At 61.9% G+C, this 17,225-nt stretch carries 14 protein-coding genes and 1 pseudogene; 7 read left to right on the top strand and 8 right to left on the bottom strand.

What is annotated here, in order from left to right; translation table 11 throughout:
* Window positions 1–125: 125 nt before the first annotated feature.
* Window positions 126–353, bottom strand: a complete 228-nt coding sequence (locus B5526_RS38010; protein WP_154071504.1) for a hypothetical protein — start codon at window positions 351–353, stop codon at window positions 126–128.
* Window positions 354–501: 148 nt separating this feature from the next.
* Here B5526_RS38010 and B5526_RS28360 point away from each other — a divergent pair, with 148 nt between their 5' ends.
* From B5526_RS28360 to B5526_RS28335, 6 genes are all read left to right on the top strand, one after another.
* Entirely contained in the window at window positions 502–699 is a 198-nt protein-coding gene (locus B5526_RS28360) for a hypothetical protein (RefSeq protein WP_079543084.1), read from the top strand.
* 22 nt (window positions 700–721) lie between these two features.
* On the top strand, window positions 722–1,750 hold the full coding sequence (locus tag B5526_RS28355; RefSeq protein WP_079543083.1) for a class I fructose-bisphosphate aldolase: 1,029 nt from the start codon (window positions 722–724) through the stop codon (window positions 1,748–1,750).
* A 410-nt stretch (window positions 1,751–2,160) separates the two neighbouring features.
* Entirely contained in the window at window positions 2,161–3,777 is a 1,617-nt protein-coding gene (locus B5526_RS28350) for an ABC transporter substrate-binding protein (protein WP_079543082.1), read from the top strand.
* 24 nt (window positions 3,778–3,801) lie between these two features.
* Window positions 3,802–4,779 carry an ABC transporter permease gene (locus tag B5526_RS28345; RefSeq protein WP_079543081.1) on the top strand — a complete coding sequence of 326 codons (978 nt, stop codon included), beginning with the start codon at window positions 3,802–3,804 and terminating at the stop codon, window positions 4,777–4,779.
* Window positions 4,780–4,782: 3 nt separating this feature from the next.
* The gene (locus tag B5526_RS28340) at window positions 4,783–5,613 is read left to right on the top strand and encodes an ABC transporter permease (protein WP_079543080.1); all 831 of its coding nucleotides are present in this window, start codon (window positions 4,783–4,785) and stop codon (window positions 5,611–5,613) included.
* Entirely contained in the window at window positions 5,610–7,247 is a 1,638-nt protein-coding gene (locus B5526_RS28335) for an ABC transporter ATP-binding protein (protein ID WP_079543079.1), read from the top strand. Before B5526_RS28340 ends, B5526_RS28335 begins: the two co-directional genes overlap by 4 nt.
* A gap of 25 nt (window positions 7,248–7,272) precedes the next feature.
* Here B5526_RS28335 and B5526_RS28330 read toward each other — a convergent pair whose 3' ends face one another.
* Window positions 7,273–8,577 carry an NAD(P)/FAD-dependent oxidoreductase gene (locus B5526_RS28330; protein ID WP_154071503.1) on the bottom strand — a complete coding sequence of 435 codons (1,305 nt, stop codon included), beginning with the start codon at window positions 8,575–8,577 and terminating at the stop codon, window positions 7,273–7,275.
* Window positions 8,578–8,701: 124 nt separating this feature from the next.
* On the opposite strand from B5526_RS28330, the gene B5526_RS28325 reads away from it, so the two are divergent.
* Window positions 8,702–9,559: a VOC family protein gene (locus tag B5526_RS28325; RefSeq protein WP_079543077.1), complete on the top strand. Its 858-nt coding sequence runs from the start codon at window positions 8,702–8,704 to the stop codon at window positions 9,557–9,559.
* 14 nt (window positions 9,560–9,573) lie between these two features.
* Here B5526_RS28325 and B5526_RS39160 read toward each other — a convergent pair.
* From B5526_RS39160 to B5526_RS28295, 6 genes and pseudogenes are all read right to left on the bottom strand, one after another.
* Window positions 9,574–9,788: pseudogene (locus tag B5526_RS39160) on the bottom strand (acyl-CoA dehydrogenase family protein); the annotation flags it as partial.
* On the bottom strand, window positions 9,782–11,650 hold the full coding sequence (locus B5526_RS39155; protein ID WP_244562075.1) for a preprotein translocase subunit SecA: 1,869 nt from the start codon (window positions 11,648–11,650) through the stop codon (window positions 9,782–9,784). The gene B5526_RS39155 and the pseudogene B5526_RS39160, both read right to left, overlap by 7 nt.
* Window positions 11,651–11,813: 163 nt before the next feature.
* On the bottom strand, window positions 11,814–13,964 hold the full coding sequence (locus tag B5526_RS28310; protein ID WP_079543075.1) for a PqqD family peptide modification chaperone: 2,151 nt from the start codon (window positions 13,962–13,964) through the stop codon (window positions 11,814–11,816).
* Between the two features lie 9 nt (window positions 13,965–13,973).
* A complete protein-coding gene (locus B5526_RS28305; RefSeq protein ID WP_079543074.1) occupies window positions 13,974–15,905 on the bottom strand; it encodes an HlyD family efflux transporter periplasmic adaptor subunit in 1,932 nt (643 codons plus the stop codon).
* 37 nt (window positions 15,906–15,942) lie between these two features.
* Window positions 15,943–16,281, bottom strand: coding sequence for a DUF3467 domain-containing protein (locus B5526_RS28300; protein WP_079543073.1), 339 nt, complete (start codon window positions 16,279–16,281; stop codon window positions 15,943–15,945).
* Window positions 16,278–17,201 (bottom strand): efflux RND transporter periplasmic adaptor subunit, encoded by a 924-nt coding sequence (locus tag B5526_RS28295; RefSeq protein WP_079543072.1) that lies wholly within the window; start codon window positions 17,199–17,201, stop codon window positions 16,278–16,280. Before B5526_RS28295 ends, B5526_RS28300 begins: the two co-directional genes overlap by 4 nt.
* Window positions 17,202–17,225 lie beyond the last annotated feature (24 nt).

The raw sequence follows: 17,225 nt of genomic DNA, 5'->3' as shown, positions 1-17,225 counted from the left end.
TATATGAAACAATCTGAAATCTTCCGCGAAAATGCCGAGCATTGCGCGCATCTCGCTGAAGGCGCAGCCAATCATCCGTCGTATCGCCGCTATAAGAGAATGGAAGCCGCCTGGCGCTCCCTGGCTCATGAGCAGGATTGGCTTGACGGAGAGATCGCGCCGGTCCGAGTGGCGAACGGAACCCGCACCGATATCAGCGCGCGCGAATAGCACACGATCAACGATCCCGGCTTGACTGTCTCTTCATTCAAATTGTCACGGTCGACCGCAACCCGGCTGATCGCCGCGATCGGCGGATAGAGGCGAATGGCCTCTTCGATGACCGCGCGAGTCTGCGGCAGCCGCTCGGCCATTCCGTCGATCGGCCCTCCGATTTCGCGATCCGCTTCCGCTTCAACGCTGCGTTCCCAAAAACGTCTAGCGGACTGCCCAGGTTCCAATGCTGGTACACGGAACTTTGCGCAGGCCCACGCTTTGACCGGTCAAACGGAGGAAATTTCGATGCCGGCCAATCAGTTGAAACGCGCGGAACAAGCGATTGAGAGCCTCAGGGAAGCTGGGGAACTGCCGCCAAAAGCCACATTTGCGCTTTCTGAGCTTGTTGAGGTCGTTCGCAATATTGATAAGCGCTTAACGGTGTTGGAAGGTAAGGGACGCATCCATCCAACGGCCGGGATGGGCCTGCCCAACCGCCGTTGACCCAACCTGCCAGGAGACCCCGATGAACCTCGCCGATCTCAACAAGGTTGCTCAAGCCATGGTCGCGCCCGGCAAGGGCATCCTCGCCGCCGACGAATCCTCCGGCACCATCAAGAAGCGGTTTGACGCCATCGGCGTCGATTCCAACCCGGATTCGCGCCGCGACTATCGCGAGATGCTGTTCCGCTCCAAGGACGCGATGTCGAAATACATCTCCGGCGTCATCCTGTATGACGAGACGATCTGGCAGGAGGCCAAGGACGGCACGCCGCTGGTCAAGCTGATCGAACAGGCCGGCGCCATCCCCGGGATCAAGGTCGACGAAGGCACGCAGGCGCTCCCCAATTGCCCCGGCGAACTGATTACCGTCGGCCTCGACAAGCTCGCCGAGCGGCTGAAGAAATATTACGAGCGAGGCGCGCGGTTTGCGAAATGGCGCGCCGTGATCGATATCGGCCCGGGCATTCCGAGCTATACCGCGGTTCGGACCAACGCCCATGCACTCGCGCGCTACGCCGCGCTGTGCCAGGCCGCGCAGATCGTCCCGATCGTCGAACCCGAGGTGTTGATGGACGGCGATCACGATATCGACCGTTGCTATGAAGTGACCGAGTTTGTGCTCAAGGAGACGTTTCAGGAGCTTTATTATCAAAAGGTCGCGCTCGAAGGCATGATCCTGAAGCCGAACATGGCCGTATCAGGCAAGAAATCCGCCAAGCAGGCCGGCGTCGAGGAAGTTGCCGAGAAAACCGTGCGGCTGTTGAAGAACTGCGTCCCGTCGGCGGTGCCGGGAATCGCCTTCCTCTCCGGGGGACAGTCCGACGAAGAAGCCACCGCCCATCTCGACGCCATGAACCGGATCGGTGGATTGCCGTGGAAGCTGACCTTCTCCTACGGCCGCGCATTGCAGTCCGCGCCGCAGAAAGCGTGGTCGGGCCGGAGCAAAAATATCGCGGCCGGCCAGCAGGCCTTCACCCATCGCGCGCGAATGAATTCGCTAGCGAGCAAGGGCGAATGGAAATCCGATCTGGAAACGAAGAAGGCGGCCTAGCAGCCTCCTTCGGGTGAGATCTTGCTACACCCTCATGGTGAGGAGCGCGGCGACGCCGTGCGTCTCGAACCATGAGGCCACGGAATTCGCGGCCATCCTTCGAGACGCGCGCAAGAGCGCGCTCCTTAGGATGAGGTCGGACACACGCAGAGCGGCGCGAACTGGCTGAAATGCGTCAGACCTTCGATCGTGCCGCCCTGGAATCCGTGATGGTCGGCTCAAAGGCTTTCATAGCACTTCCTCCCGGCGGCATATTTCGTTCTGGTCCCAGAACGTGCCGGGAAACGCGCCGCCATCAATCGGAATATTTTGGAATGACTCCGTCCGCGATTGTGTCGTACCGTTCGGCAATGTCCCCGGGGGCCCCTAAACGGGGTGCGGATAGTCAATGTTGCGCTGAGGAGAATTCGATGGACGTTACACGTTTGGAGATTAATCGCCGCACCGCGCTGATGACGTCAGCGGCCATTGCTGCCAACGTGCTCGATCCCATGCGTGCCTTCGCACAGGAGACGCCGCGCAAGGGCGGGGTGTTCAACGTCCATTACGGCGCCGAGCAGCGGCAGCTTAATCCGAGCATTCAGGCGTCCACCGGCGTCTACATTATCGGTGGCAAGATCCAGGAAAATCTGGTCGATCTCGACAGCAACGGTCAACCCGTCGGCGTGCTCGCGGAAAGCTGGGAGGCCTCGCCCGACGGCAAGACCGTCACCTTCAAGCTTCGCAAAGGCGTCACCTGGCACGACGGCAAGCCCTTCACCTCCGCGGACGTCGAATTCACCGCCATGCAGATGTGGAAGAAGATTTTGAATTACGGCTCGACGCTGCAGCTATTTCTTGACGCCGTCGATACCCCTGATCCGCAGACGGCGATCTTTCGCTACGAGCGGCCGATGCCGCTCAATCTGTTGCTGCGGGCGTTGCCGGACCTCGGCTATGTCTCGGCAAAACATCTCTATGAATCCGGCGATATCAGGCAGAACCCGACCAATCTCGCCCCCATCGGCACCGGTCCCTTCAAATTCGTCAAATACGAGCGCGGTCAATATATCATCGCCGACCGCAACCCCGATTATTGGCGGCCGAACGCGCCCTATCTCGACCGGATCGTCTGGCGCGTGATCACCGATCGCGCAGCGGCGGCGGCGCAGATGGAGGCCGGCGAACTGCACTACAGTCCGTTCTCGGGCCTGACCATTTCCGACATGGCGCGGCTTGGCAAAGACAAGCGCTTCATCGTCACCACCAAGGGCAATGAAGGCAACGCCCGGACCAACACCATCGAATTCAATTTCCGCCGTAAGGAGCTCTCCGACGTCCGGGTTCGCCGCGCGATTGCCCACGCCATCAACGTGCCGTTCTTCATCGACAATTTTCTCGGCGATTTTGCGAAACTCGGCACCGGGCCTATTCCGTCAACCTCGACGGATTTTTATCCGGGGCCGAATACGCCGCAATATCCCTATGACAAGGCCAGGGCGGCAGCGCTTCTCAATGAAGCCGGTTTCAAGCCCGGCGCGGGAGGCACCCGCTTTTCGCTGCGGCTGCTGCCGGCGCCATGGGGCGAGGATATTTCGCTATGGTCGACCTTCATCCAGCAATCTTTGTCCGAAGTCGGCATCCCCATCGAGATTGTGCGTAACGATGGCGGCGGTTTCCTCAAGCAGGTTTATGACGAACACGCCTTCGATCTCGCCACCGGCTGGCATCAATATCGCAACGATCCCGCGGTCTCGACCACGGTGTGGTATCGCTCCGGCCAGCCCAAGGGCGCGCCCTGGACCAACCAATGGGGATGGGAGGACGCGGTGGTCGACAAGACGATCGATGATGCGGCGACCGAAATCGACCTTGCCAAGCGCAAGGCGCTCTACACTGAGTTTGTCAAGGAGGTAAATACCGAGCTTCCGGTCTGGATGCCGATCGAGCAGATTTTCGTTACCGTGATCAGCGCCAAGGCGCGCAATCATTCCAACACGCCGCGCTGGGGGTCGACCAGCTGGCACGATCTTTGGCTTTCCGCCTGACCTAATATCCGACAAGATGTCCCGATGCGCATCTTGAGACTTGCGGGAAGGCGTCTTGCCGCCTCGATCCCGACATTGATCCTGATTCTGATCGGCGTATTCCTGCTGCTGCAATTCGCGCCGGGCGATACCGTCGACGCCATGATGGCGCAGATGGGCGGCGGGGATGCGGCCACTGCGCGGGCGCTGCGCCAATTCTACGGGCTCGATCTTTCTGTCCCGGTGCAGCTCGGCAACTATCTCTGGCGCCTCGTCCGCCTCGATCTCGGCTTCTCCTCGATCTATGGCAAGCCGGTGGCATCCGTCATTCTGGAGCGCCTGCCCCCGACCATTCTGCTGATGACGGCATCGCTGTCGTTTGCGTTCTTCTTTGGCCTCGTGTTCGGCGTGATCGCATCGCGCGGCGTCAACAAATGGCCTGATACGCTGATTTCGACAGTGGGCCTGATCTTTTACGCGACACCGTCGTTCTGGTTCGGGCTGATGGCGATCGTGGTGTTTTCCATCTACCTGCAGTGGCTGCCGGCGGGCGGTTTTGAGGACATCGGGACGGTCCAGACCGGGATCTGGCGCACCCTCGATATCGCGCGCCATCTCGTTCTGCCCACCCTGACGCTAGGCCTGATTTTTCTCGCCATCTATCTGCGCATCATGCGCGCATCGATGCTGGAGGTGCTCAATCTGGATTACGTCCGAACCGCGCGCGCCAAGGGACTCGATGAGACCCGTGTGGTGACCCGCCACGTGCTGCGCAATGCCCTTCTGCCGATGGTAACGTTGATCGGACTGCAGGCCGGAACCATGCTGGGCGGCTCAGTCGTGGTCGAGAGCGTGTTTTCGCTCCCCGGCCTCGGCCGCCTCGCCTATGAATCCGTGGTCCAGCGCGACCTCAACACGCTACTCGGAATCGTTTTCGTCTCCGCCCTGCTGGTGATAACAGTCAATTTCGTCGTCGACCTCATCTATGCGCGGCTTGATCCGCGCATCGTCGCCGAGGGCTGAGGCATGGACGCGGTCAAACGATATTTCCGCAGTCCCGCCGCCGTCATGGGGCTCGTGCTGCTGCTGATCGTGGTGGCGATGGCAACCAGCGCCGGCTGGCTCTATCCGCGCGAGCCGCTTGCGCTTGCCGGACGGCCATTGATCTGGCCGTTTTCAAATCCGCGTTTTCTGCTGGGCACCGACAATTCCGGCCGCGATATCGCCGCGCAGATATTTTATGGCGCGCGTATTTCGCTGCTGATCGGCGGCGTCGCGACCGCCATCGCAATCGCCATCGGCATTCTGATCGGCGCTTTCGCCGGCTACTATGGCGGCTTTGTCGACAACGTCCTGATGCGCATCACCGAAGCGTTTCAGACCCTGCCCAATTTTGTCTTACTTCTGGTGCTGGTTGCGGTATTCGGTTCGACGCTGACCACCGTCACCATCGCTGTCGGCGTTGTATCGTGGCCGGCACCTGCCCGATTGACGCGTGCCGAATTTCTATCACTCCGCAATCGGGAATTCGTCCAGGCCGGACGGACGCTCGGAATGCGGGATATTCAACTGATCCTCGGCGAGATCTTACCCAACGCGCTGCCGCCGGTCATTGTCTACGCCAGCGTGGTGATGGCGGTCGCGATCCTGCTCGAGAGCGCGCTCGCCTTTCTTCACCTCTCCGATCCGAACGTGGCGTCCTGGGGCAATCTGATCGGCCTCGGCCGCGATGTGCTGCGGGTCCAGTGGTATGTCTCGGCGATTCCGGGGATCGCCATCCTGGTGACGGTTCTCGCCGTGTCCCTGGTTGGCCAGGGATTGAACGACGCGCTTAATCCAAGGCTCAAGGGGCGATGAGCGACGTGTCGCGCGCCATCTTGACCCTCGAGGGGCTCAGCGTGCGATTGCCTGCCGGCGCCGACCGGCCGCATGCGCTATCCGGCGTTTCACTAGCGGTTGCCGCGAACGAAATTCTCTGCGTTGTCGGCGAATCCGGCTCCGGCAAATCGATCATGGCCAACGCCATCATGCGCCTGCTGCCGAATGAAGTGAGCATCGATGGCGGCCGGGTGATGTTCGAAGACCGCGATCTCGCGACCGCGAGCGCGGCCGAAATGCGCGGGGTGCGCGGCGCCGGCATCGCGATGATCTTCCAGGAGCCGGTGACCGCGCTCAATCCCTTGCGTACCATCGGCGATCAGATCGGCGAGATGTTTTCGATCCATACCGAGCTGTCCAGTGCTGAGATCCGCGCCAAAATGCTGGCGCTGCTCGAAGACGTGCGCATCCCCGATGCAAAAGCCGCCGCGCGCGCCTATCCGCACGAATTGTCGGGCGGCCAGCGCCAGCGCGCCATGATCGCCATGGCGCTCGCGCTCGACCCAAAAGTCCTGATCGCGGACGAACCGACGACCGCGCTCGACGTCACCACGCAGGCCCAGATTCTGGCGCTGATCCGCGATCTGCAGAAGCGCAAGAAAACGGCGGTTTTGTTCATCACGCATGATTTCGGCGTCGTCGCCGAGATCGCGGACCGCGTCGCCGTCATGCAGCAAGGCGCGATTGTGGAACAGGGCGACGCCACCTCGGTGCTTGGCGACCCGCAGCATCCCTATACCAAGCAACTGATTGCAGCGGTCCCGCCGCTCACCTCGCCGCCGCCCCGCGCGCTCTCGGACGAGACCATCCTGACCATCGACAACGTCTCGAAGACCTACCGGACCGGCGGGTTTCTCGGACGCGGCGCGCGGGTGACACAGGCGGTGAGAGACGTTTCGCTAAAACTGCCGCGCGGCGCGACGCTCGGCATTGTCGGCGAATCGGGATCCGGAAAGTCGACGCTCGCCCGCTGCATCGTCCGGCTGATCGATCCCGACGCCGGATCGATTGTGCTCGAGGGCAAGGACTGGGCAAAAATGACGCGGGAGGATGTCCGGCGCGAAACCCGTCATATCCAGATGGTGTTTCAGGATCCGTTCGCCTCGCTCAACCCGCGCCGCAAGGCCGGAGACCTGGTCGCCCAGGGCCCGATCGTCCACGGCACGAAGCGGGCAAAAGCCATCGCTGAGGCGAAGGAGCTGTTTGCCCTTGTTGGGCTCGATCCATCCGCCATCGACCGCTTTCCGCACGAATTTTCCGGCGGTCAGCGCCAGCGCATCGGTCTTGCCCGCGCGCTCGCGCTGCGTCCAAGTGTTCTCGTTGCGGACGAGGCTGTTTCCGCCCTCGACGTCTCCGTGCAGGCGCAGGTATTAAAACTGCTCGCCGGATTGCGAGAGCGACTTGGGCTTTCCATCATCTTCATCACCCACGATCTCAGGGTTGCCGCGCAGATTTGCGACCTCGTGGCGGTCATGAAAGACGGTGAAGTGGTGGAGCAGGGTTTTGCTGGTGACGTCTTTGGCCGTCCGCACCACCCCTACACGCGGGCACTTTTGGATTCGATCCCCGGCGGCGATTTTGCCAGGCGACGCGAGGCCCGGTTGCTCGCGTGAGCATCACATCTTCCGCGCGCAAGTTTCAGGCTATCTCCCGCGCGTCGCGGCGGCGATAGACCATCAACATCAGCGGCGCGAGCCGGCGCAGCAATCCATGGCCGACGATCGGCGCCGGATCCGTGAACGGCAGCGCGAGATCCTTCTCCGGAAGTCCGCGTACGGCCTTGGAGAGTTCGTCGCCGAGCGCGATCGACAGCGCCACCGCGCGGCCGTTGCAGCCGGTCCAGCCATAGGCGTTGGGCCCGAGACGATGAATGCGGGGCAGGAAATCGGTGGTCATTCCGACATAGCCGTTCCAGATATAGTCGAAGCTGACCGGCCCGATCTGCGGCCACAGCCTTTGCAATCGCTCCGCGACCCTGGTCTTGATTCTTTCGGCCTTGTTGCCCGGCCCGATCACGGCGCCGCCGGTGACGAGACGGTTTCGCGCATCGTAACGCGCGAAATAGAGCTCGCCATGGGTATCGGACATCGCCTGGCGGCCCGGGATGATGGTCTTGCGGACATTGTCGGTCAGCGGCTGCGTCGCCATCTGCCACGACAGCACCGGCATGACTTCATGCGCGATCGCAGGCATCAGCGACTTCGAGAATTCGCCGGTATAGGCATTGCTCGCCACAATCAAGGCCCGGCCGCTGATCTCGCCTTTCGCTGTCTTGACGATCCAGCGATCGTTCAGCCGTTCAAAACTCGTCGCGGGCGAGCGCGCGTAAATTCGGCCGCCGCGCTCCAGCACGACCTGCGCAAGCCCCCGCGACAGGGCCAACGGATTGATGTGCCCACCGGTCTTGTTCCAGAAGCCACCAAACCACGCATCCGATCCCAACATTTGGCGGGTCTGGTCACGTGAAAGCAGCTCGACCTGCGCGCCGTATTTGGACCATTGCCGCACCCGCCGTTCCGCGATCTTGATGCGGCCCGGCGAATGCACCGGCTGAACCCAGCCTGACTGTTCCTGCTCGGCCTGAATTTGATAGCGCCGCGCGACATCGAACAAGGTCGACGCGCTGTCACGCAACAGATTGACAAAACGTTCGCCGGCTGGGCCGTGCTTCGCCACGATGTCATCCGGGTCGGGCCGCGACAATGTCGGGATCACCTGCCCGTTGTTGCGCCCGGAGGCGCCCCAGCCGGGTTCCATGGCCTCGACGATGGCGACGTCTACGCCTTTCTCGCGCAAATGCAGCGCCGTCGACAAGCCGGTGAAGCCGCCACCGATGACGATGACATCGGCCTCCGCCGTCCCGGTGAGTTCGGGCAGATCGGGACCTCTGGGCGTCATTGCCGCCCACAACGAGTCCGGCCAACGGACATTTGCGCTATTCATCATCATTCTTCCCTGGTCGATCGGCGTTCGCGATGTCGGGGAATTACCCAGGATGGCTCGGCTTGCGGACGCCGGATCGATCTGGTTAGCTTAGTACGCCAATTCATGCCGGGGAAACAAAAGAGTGGCACTCAAGAATGTCATCGGAATCGATCACGCCGTTGTCGTGGTCCGCGATCTCGACCAAGCCGCCGAAAACTGGAAGCGGCTGGGTTTTACGGTGTCGCCGCGCGGCACGCACAGCGCCAAGATGGGATCGGGCAATTACACCATCATGCTCGACGCCGATTACATCGAATTGCTCGGCGTTCTCGTTGCAACCGACCACAATGCGCCGACGCGGGCATTTCTCGAAAAGCGCGGCGAAGGCGTCGAACGCATCGCCTTCACGGCGGTCGATTCGGCCGCCGGCGCCGAGGAAATTCGCGCGCACGGCTATGACGCGGTTGGCCCGATCGATTTCGAGCGGCCGGTGACGATGCCCGATGGCAGCCTGTCGGCGGCCAAATTCAGGGTGTTTCAATGGCCGATCGCCGAGGCACCAGCGGGCTTGCGTATCTTCGCCTGTGAGCACAAGACCCGCGAGACCGTGTGGATTCCGGAATTGATGAAGCACGCCAATGGCGCGAGGCGTCTCCGGCAGACACTGGTCGTCTCACCGGAACCCGCCGAGGATGCCGCGCATCTGGCCCGCATGATCGCTCGGGAGGCCAGGGCTGAGTCGGACGGCGCGGTCGCGGTACCGTCCGGTTCGGATCGCGCCGATTTTGTCTTTCTCACCAGGGACCAGTTGGGCCGGCGATATCCTGAAATCTCGCTTAAGGGATTGCCGGAGCGCGGCGGCGCGGGCCTCGTGCTCGAGACATCCGATCTTGCCGCCGTGGAGAGGGCGGTCGCTGGTTCGGCCGTCCGCAGCGCCGGCGCCGTTTGCGTCGCGCCCGCCGCCGCCAACGGCACGCTGCTGGTTTTCGTTGGGGCTTAGCAAAGTAGCTAAGCCTACCGGGCCAGCAATTGTCGCGCCACGATCAACCGGTGGATCTGATTGGTACCCTCGAAAATCTGGTTGATCGTGGCGTCGCGCATTCAACGCTCGACAGGAAATCCTTGATGTAGCCCGCGCCGCCGAAGACCTGCACGGCGTCCGTCGTCACCTTCATGGCTATGTCGCTGGCGAAGCATTTCGCCATCGACGCCTTGGCGACCCTCATTCCGATTTGCCGGCAAACGCAAGGCTCTGATCCAGTCGCTTGTCCTGCTCGACCGTCTCGCGGCGGGTTTTTGCGTGAGTGCGTTCGGCATTGCGCTGAGCGATGAGGCGCAATAACCCGCCGACCAGTCGCGACACAAATTCGCTGCGCGTAGCCTGGACCAGCGTCCGGGCGATGGCCCATAGCTGTGATCCAACAAAACGATGGAACAACTCATCCTCCAGCGAGACGATGGCTTCGAAAGTTCCGGGATTGCCCTGGCGCGCGCAACGGCCGAACAGCTGACGATCGATGCGCGCGGATTCGTGGAATTCCGTGATGATCACGTGAAGCCCACCGGCCTCGACTACATCGGCAGTGAGCTTTATGTCCGTGCCTCGACCGGCCATGTTGGTTGCAACTGTAATGCGGCCGGGTTGCCCCGCCGCGGCCACAATATCGGCCTCTTGCTTGTCCTGGCGTGCATTGAGCACCTCATGCTCGATCCGGCCGGCCTCGGCGAGCGCGCGGCTAACCTGCTCGGACGCAGCGACCGACCGCGTTCCAACCAGTACAGGACGCCCGATACTGCGCATGTGCCGAGCCCGTTCGACGACTGTCCGCCATTTATCCGCGTTATTCGCGAACAGGCGGGTGCCGAGATTGCGACGGCGCAATGGACGATGGGTCGGAATGCGGATTACCTTAAGACCATAAACTGCCCATAGCTCGCCGGCGGCCTCACCGATCGTTCCCGACATTCCGGAAAGTTTGAGATAACGCCGGAAAAACCGCTGGTAGGTGATCCGGGCCTGCGTCATGCGTTGCCCGGATATCTCGCAGCCTTCCTTGGCTTCGATCATTTGATGAAGGCCGCGCTCCCACGAACGATCGGGCATCACCCGGCCGGTGTATTCGTCGACGATCTGCACTTTGCCCTCGGCAACGATGTAATGCTTGTCGAGCCGGAAGAGATGGAGCGCGGTGAGGGCCTGTTCCAGGAGTTCGTCGCAGGCGCGCCGCGATTGCCAGAGAAAGTTTTCAGCCGACCCGCCTTCGCGCGCAACGAGATGGCTGAGTTGCTTGCGTCCCTGCAATGTCAAATGCACGGAGTGTCGCGTCTCGTCGATCTTGAAGTCGACGTTGCGCTGCAATAGTCGGGCAAGGGCGAGCGCCCGATAGTAAAGCGGAGCATCGGGCTCGTCGTCACCCGCCGAGAGGATCAGCGGGGTACGGGCCTCGTCGATGAGCACGCTGTCGGCCTCGTCGATGATCACGAAATGGAGCCCGCGCAACAACAGCGACGAGCCCGCGGCCCTTCTCTGCCCGAGAAGCAACTCATTGACAAGCAGTCGAGGCCGCGCGCGATAGCGCCCGAGCGCCATGCGGTCGCGCAAATAGTCAAAGACAAGATCGCTGTTGGTGCAGAAGGTGACATCGCAATCATAGGCCGCTTTGCGGTCGGCGTTCGGTTGTTCGCGCCGAACCACGCCGACCGTCAGCCCGAGCGCCTCATAGATCGGGCGGGTTTGCTCGCTATCCCGCTCGGCGAGGTATTCGTTGACGGTAATGATGTGGACGCTGTGACTGGCCAGCGCTGCGGTCACAGCCGGCAGCAAAGCCGTAATCGTCTTGCCTTCGCCGGTTTCCATTTCGGCGAGTCCGCCGTTAAGCATCGCCCAACCGCCCATGATTTGGCTGCGGTGGTGTCTCAGGCCGAGCAAGCGCGCCGAGGTCTCGCGCACCAGCGCAAAGGTCCGGGCTACGATATCGGGCCGAAACCCATGTCGCGTCAGCTCAGCTCGCAATGTCGCCGCGGTTGCGCGCAGTGCCGCATCGTCGAGCCCGGCAAATTGCGCAGCGAGCGCGTCGACCGCGTCAGCCATACGAGCTAGCCCGCTGCCACCCTTCCGGCGAAAACGAAATATGAGCGCCGCCGAAGTTTCGGCGATGAATCGATCGATCTTGGACGGTTCGGGCTGGTTGCGTTCAGGATAAGGCGTGATGGATTCTTCGCCCGACCATAACCGGCGCGATGGTCGCATCGCCTCAAACATTCAGTCGGGCCAGCAATAGCTGACGAAGCCGACGGAACAGCTGAAAGCCGAGTGGCTCCCAATCATGCTCGAACCGCACATAGACGCGGGAGCCGAACGCCAAGGTCGGCGTTCCCGGTGGCAATTCGAGATCGAACTGAAACAGACGTTGCAGCGTTTTTTGCCCCTGACGGTCGGAAGGATCGACTGCGAAAATGCCGCCCCCGGCAGTACCGAGCGCCTTGCTCGGTAGCTCGTTGCGCGCGGCGGGGACCTCACGGACGATACTCGCGGGATAGGTCTCGTCGATGCGTTCGGCCATTTTCACCATGACGCCGCGCAAATGGTCGCGAACGAGTTCGATGTCATCCTGCGGAACCGTTACCCGCACCAAATTGAACGCTGCCGGTGCAACATACCCAAGCACATCGCCTTTATGGAAGAAGCGACCAGGCAAATCTTCCGACTTGGCGACGAGAGAAATTCCCTCGGCGCCGCTTCTCGCCACCAAACGGCTTGCCTGTTCGCGCTCGCGGGCGAACATCGATCGTGCGGCAGCAAGCTCGATACCGGTGATTTCAGCATTAATGCGATCCGTGAATCGCTGAGCGTCGAGTTTTCCCTGCAACTCCTCGACGCGCCAACGCAACTCCTCAACGCTTTCCCGAAGCTGCGGGTCCTCGGTTTCAAACAGCGCGTCGCCGGTCCGCACGAACGAACCAGGTGCCACCAACAAGCGCCGAACAAACCCATCTGTGCCGGCACGCACGAAGGCACTGTCCGGCAACCAGATCACGCCTTCGCTCAAAGTGTGCATGGGAACCGGGACAAAGCCGAGCAAGATTGCGGCAATCCCCATGAGCCCCACGACGAGCCCTACTGCCCGCGGACGCTGCTTTTGCAGACTTGGATCGGTGAACACATGTTTGAACGCTCTATAGAGCGGAATAACGACACTCGACGTCACGCTCCATAGCGCGAGTAGAATCCCAACGACAAAGTAATGACCGGCGAGAAACAGCGCGACCCCGAATTGGACGATCATGCGATAGGTAAACGCGATCGGCGCATAGAAGAGCAGCCATTTGAGTTCGCCCGAAGCGCGCACCGGCAGCCGTACGCTGTCGCTCTTGAAGGCGTATTTGTCGACGAGAGCGCCCCAGAACTTTGTGGAGCGTTGCCCCAGATTCGGTATCTCGATCAGATCGGCGAGGATATAGTAGCCATCATAACGCATCAGCGGATTGCCGTTGAAGATGATTGTCGAAATTCCCGCGATTGCCATGACGTTGAAGCATACCGCCCGGACAAGACCCGGCTCGATAAGAAGCCAAGCGTAGAACGCCAGTGCTGCGAGAAAAAGCTCGACGATCATGCCGGCGGCGCCAACCAGCGCACGCCGATACTTCATGCGGAAGCCGGACGAGGCCGAGGCGTCGACATACGGCGTCGGCATTCCCATCAGGAACATGACGCCAAGCACGTGGACCTCGCCGCCGTAAATCTTGGTCGCATAGCCATGTCCAAGCTCGTGCAGGATCTTCACAATCGGCAACACCAGCGACAGCAGAAGCAGATTCTCGGTAGCGAGCAACCGGTCGGTGACGTTCTCGGTGAGCTCGGCCCAATGCTGCCCCGCCATTACGGTCGCCGGGATGACGATCACCAGCCAGAGCAAAGCCCCGAACCAGCCGAACAATGGGCGGACGAGTACAACACTCCGCTCCAAGAAGGCGTCCGGGTCCCAAAGCGGAATCGTGATCGCCATCGGATTGAGCAGCAACCGCTTGAGGCGCGACCGACTATCGCGCGCCTGGCGATCGAACAGCTCGAGCGAATCCGGCGATGTATCGCCGTGCAGGAGATCGGACGCATGGAGCTGCGCCAGTAAATTGACGATTTCATTCTGCGTTGGCGCGCTGTCACCGACGCGCCGCAGCACCTCGGACCAAATGTCATCGACGGTGCGCAGGCCGTCCATCAGCGCCACGAACAGATGGGCCGATGGCGAGAGCCGATGAACGCGCGGCGACAATCGATCGGTCAGTACATACCAAACTTCGTCACGATATCTGTGGCGCCGGATTTGCGCGTTCTCGCGCAGCTTCGGCCGTAGCGACCCGACGCGATACCATGACGGGCTGAGAAACGGTTCAGCGCTCATCGCTCGTGCTCACGGAAGCCATTTCCAGGCGCTCAGCCGTACCCACTCAACCAACGTGTGGGTCCAGATCCAGAACAGCGAGGCTCGACCGACTTCGATTTTGCCGACTCCCTCCATGCCGGGGCGCAATTGGATGCTGCCATCGTCCAGATGCGCTTCAATGCGGAAGAAATTCCGCCCCTCCTCCGCGGTCGCGATCGGCGTGACCTTTGTGACGATGAAGCCAACCAGGTTTGCGGGCACACCGGCGAGCGCGAGCCTGCCTCTTTGGCCGATCCCGATGTAGCCGATGTCGCGCTCGTCGACCTCAAGGATCACCCGATAGCCGTCAAGTGGCGCGATCTCGAACAGGACCTTGCCGCGTTCGACCGGAGTTCCCAGCATCTGACTGAGGTCTCCCGACACGACCGTGCCGTCGAACGGCGCGACAATCCGGGTTCGTGCGAGCTTGTCCTCCGCAAGGGCGAGCTGCGCCTCGACTTGCTTGATCTGGGCCGACAGCGCCGCGGTCTCGGCGCGATCATGCTTGGCGAGGGCGTCGCGATGCTTCTGGACAAGCTTGTCGCGCTCGCTCAATGACTTGAGCCGATCAAGCATGAGATCCTTGTCGTTCAGGCTGGCCAGCACCTCCCCTTCGCGCACCTGGTCGCCGGCGCGCATCGGCGCGCTCTGGATAAAGCCGTCGAACGGCGCGACCGCGGCGCGTTGCACCAAGCCTTCGGTGACGGATTTGGCAGACACTGTGTGCTCGCCGGTAGCGAGCGCCAGGAATGCCACGAATAGAACCGCTGCTATCGCGGCAAGCTTCAGCGCCGGGCGGCGCGGACCGACGAGGGCACGGGTCCCTTTGGCGATCGACGCAACGACACGGCCCGAAACGATGCGGTCGCTATCGTGCTGCAGATCGATCATCGGTCCGACTAGGCTCGCAACCATCTCGCACAGGCTGATCGAATCCTCATCGAACGGCTCATCGCGATGGCGTTCTAACGTGACCACTCCAACCGATCGGCCGCGGCTCGACAGCATCACGGAAGCGACCGCGGCGCGGCCGCCCAGCCAATTGGCTAAAGCGCGGTGGGCGACCGCGATTCGCTTTTGTGTGGACTCAGTCGGCGGGAAGCTTACCGAGGCGCTCTGATCGAGCGCTTCCTCCATTGCATTTTCGACCACATCAGCGGCCTGGCTCTCGCGCCGAAACAATGCCGTGTGCGACATCGCCTTGAGCCGCACCCCGTTGCGCCGACGGTTGACCACGCCAATCGATACGCGATCGCATTGCAGGCGGCCCGCGAGCTCATTGGCGAGCGCCATTGCGGACGCGCGCAGCTGGCGATGCTCGCCGGCGACAGCCAGCAGATCGAGTCCGGCGGCAGCCTGTTTCACGCGCCGCGCGTTCTCTTCGGCCCTCTGTCGCATCAACAGCGTTTCGAGCCAGCCCGCGCCCCAAGCGAGCTGCTGCGCGACCGTTTGGACATTGAGATCCGGTTGCGAATCGACCGCAACCACAACGATGGCGATCGGCAGCTCGGTGCCCGACCCGATTGGTTGCGCCACCAGGATGCAGTTTGACTGACCTGGTGTTGAAGCCCCTGGACCAGAGCGCGCGACGACGCTGCGTCGCTCGGTTGCCGCCTGTTGGGCCACCTGCGCGAGCTTGTTCAGGTCGCCCTGCGCATCGGGCCACGCGGCAGCCGGCAGATAGGGCGGCGCGTCAGGCTTCGACGCATTGCGCAGCAGCAGCAGCCCCGCCGTGACACCGCCGACCATCCCGCACTGCAGTGCCAGCCAGGCTTGATAGAAATCGCCGGCATCGGCGGTGCCGCCCAGGACAATCTTCCACAGGCCGGACGGCGCCGCCGGCCCGCGTGCAATCACGTCCGGGTTCGCCCCGAGCTCCCGGTTGCTCGCCTGCTCTCGGGCTCGCTGAAGATTAATCATGGACTCGCATCTGCGCGGCTATTTCCCGGCTTGGCGTCTAGTTCAATTCGCCGTGGCGCGTTTCGTAATCCGTCATCAATTTGCTCAGCATCTGGCTGAGCCGCTTGGCGGCGAAGGGGCTCAGGATCACACGGTGCAACAGCTTCACATCCACATCGCCCGAGCGGTCGAGCTCCCAATTGTGGTTGACGCCGAGGCTGAGCACGACCTCTTCGCGCGTACTGCTCGCGTTGCAAACGTTGCAATAGGAGCTTTTGAGGTCGCTCGTGTCCAGGTGAAGCTTGGCGCCCTCGGCCGTTCGCTGCGGGCTCGCCGCTACAGGACTGACATCATGGACTTCCGCCGCAACCGTAATTTCCGCCGCCTGGTTCGTCATTGTTCTGCTCCTGCAAGATAGGGGTTGGCCCATGACCGTTCCGCGGCCTGATCGATGGGCCTCGTCACGTTCGGGAATCGAATTTTGCATTTCAATCCGGCGGGAAGCCGGTGATCGGGGCTGGGCAATTCCAAGCGGACGCCGAACGTGCCGCTTGCCGCATCCATGACACGGTCGACAATCCTGACTTTCGCTCGATAGGTGCCGCCGAACGGCTCTTCAGGCTCGACGCTGGCTACCGCGGCATTCTCGACCTGTCTGTAATAGGTGGTCGGCACATAGGCCTCGACGCGCAACGGATCGATCTGCGTCACGGTCAGAATCGGTGACTGATCGTTCCGGTACTCACCGGGATGCAGGAGAATCTCGGCGACGACGCCGTCGACCGGGCTGCGCAGGATGCGCTGCTCGACGACCGCCTCGGCGTGGTCGACTTCCAGCGCGGCGATCTTCTGATTGAGCTCGGCAGTAAAAACATCCTGCTCGCCGACTTTGGCATTCGCCAGATCTTCGTCGTACTGGTTGCCGGAGACGATCTTGCGGTCGATCAACGCCGCGGATCGATCATATTTGTTCCGCAAGTAACCGAGCTTAGCCAGCGCCGACTTGATCGGTTGATCGCTCGTCGCTTTGGCCTTGGCGAGCGCCAGAGCGGCCTCCTCGACCCCGGCTTCGAGTCGGGCGACGACCTGCCCCTTCGTGACGAAATCGCCGCGATCGACGGTCACCTCACGGATGACGCCCGCAACCGCGCTCGACAGCTTCACCGTCTGCCACGGCTCAATGATGCAATCGAAGGCGTCGCTTGCACCTCCCACCGGCAGCTCCGCCGCGCTGGCGGAAGCCGTCATCATCAACGCGGCGCCCAGGGCTGAAAACAGCCCCAGGCCTCTGCGCTGCACGGGTGGAACAAGCTTCATCGGATGCTGGCCAAGGGAGAGGTA

This window comes from Bradyrhizobium lablabi (genome assembly GCF_900141755.1).
Lineage (GTDB): Bacteria > Pseudomonadota > Alphaproteobacteria > Rhizobiales > Xanthobacteraceae > Bradyrhizobium > Bradyrhizobium lablabi_A.
Note: the sequence above shows the minus strand (reverse complement) of the source record. Positions and strands in the feature narration are given on the sequence as shown.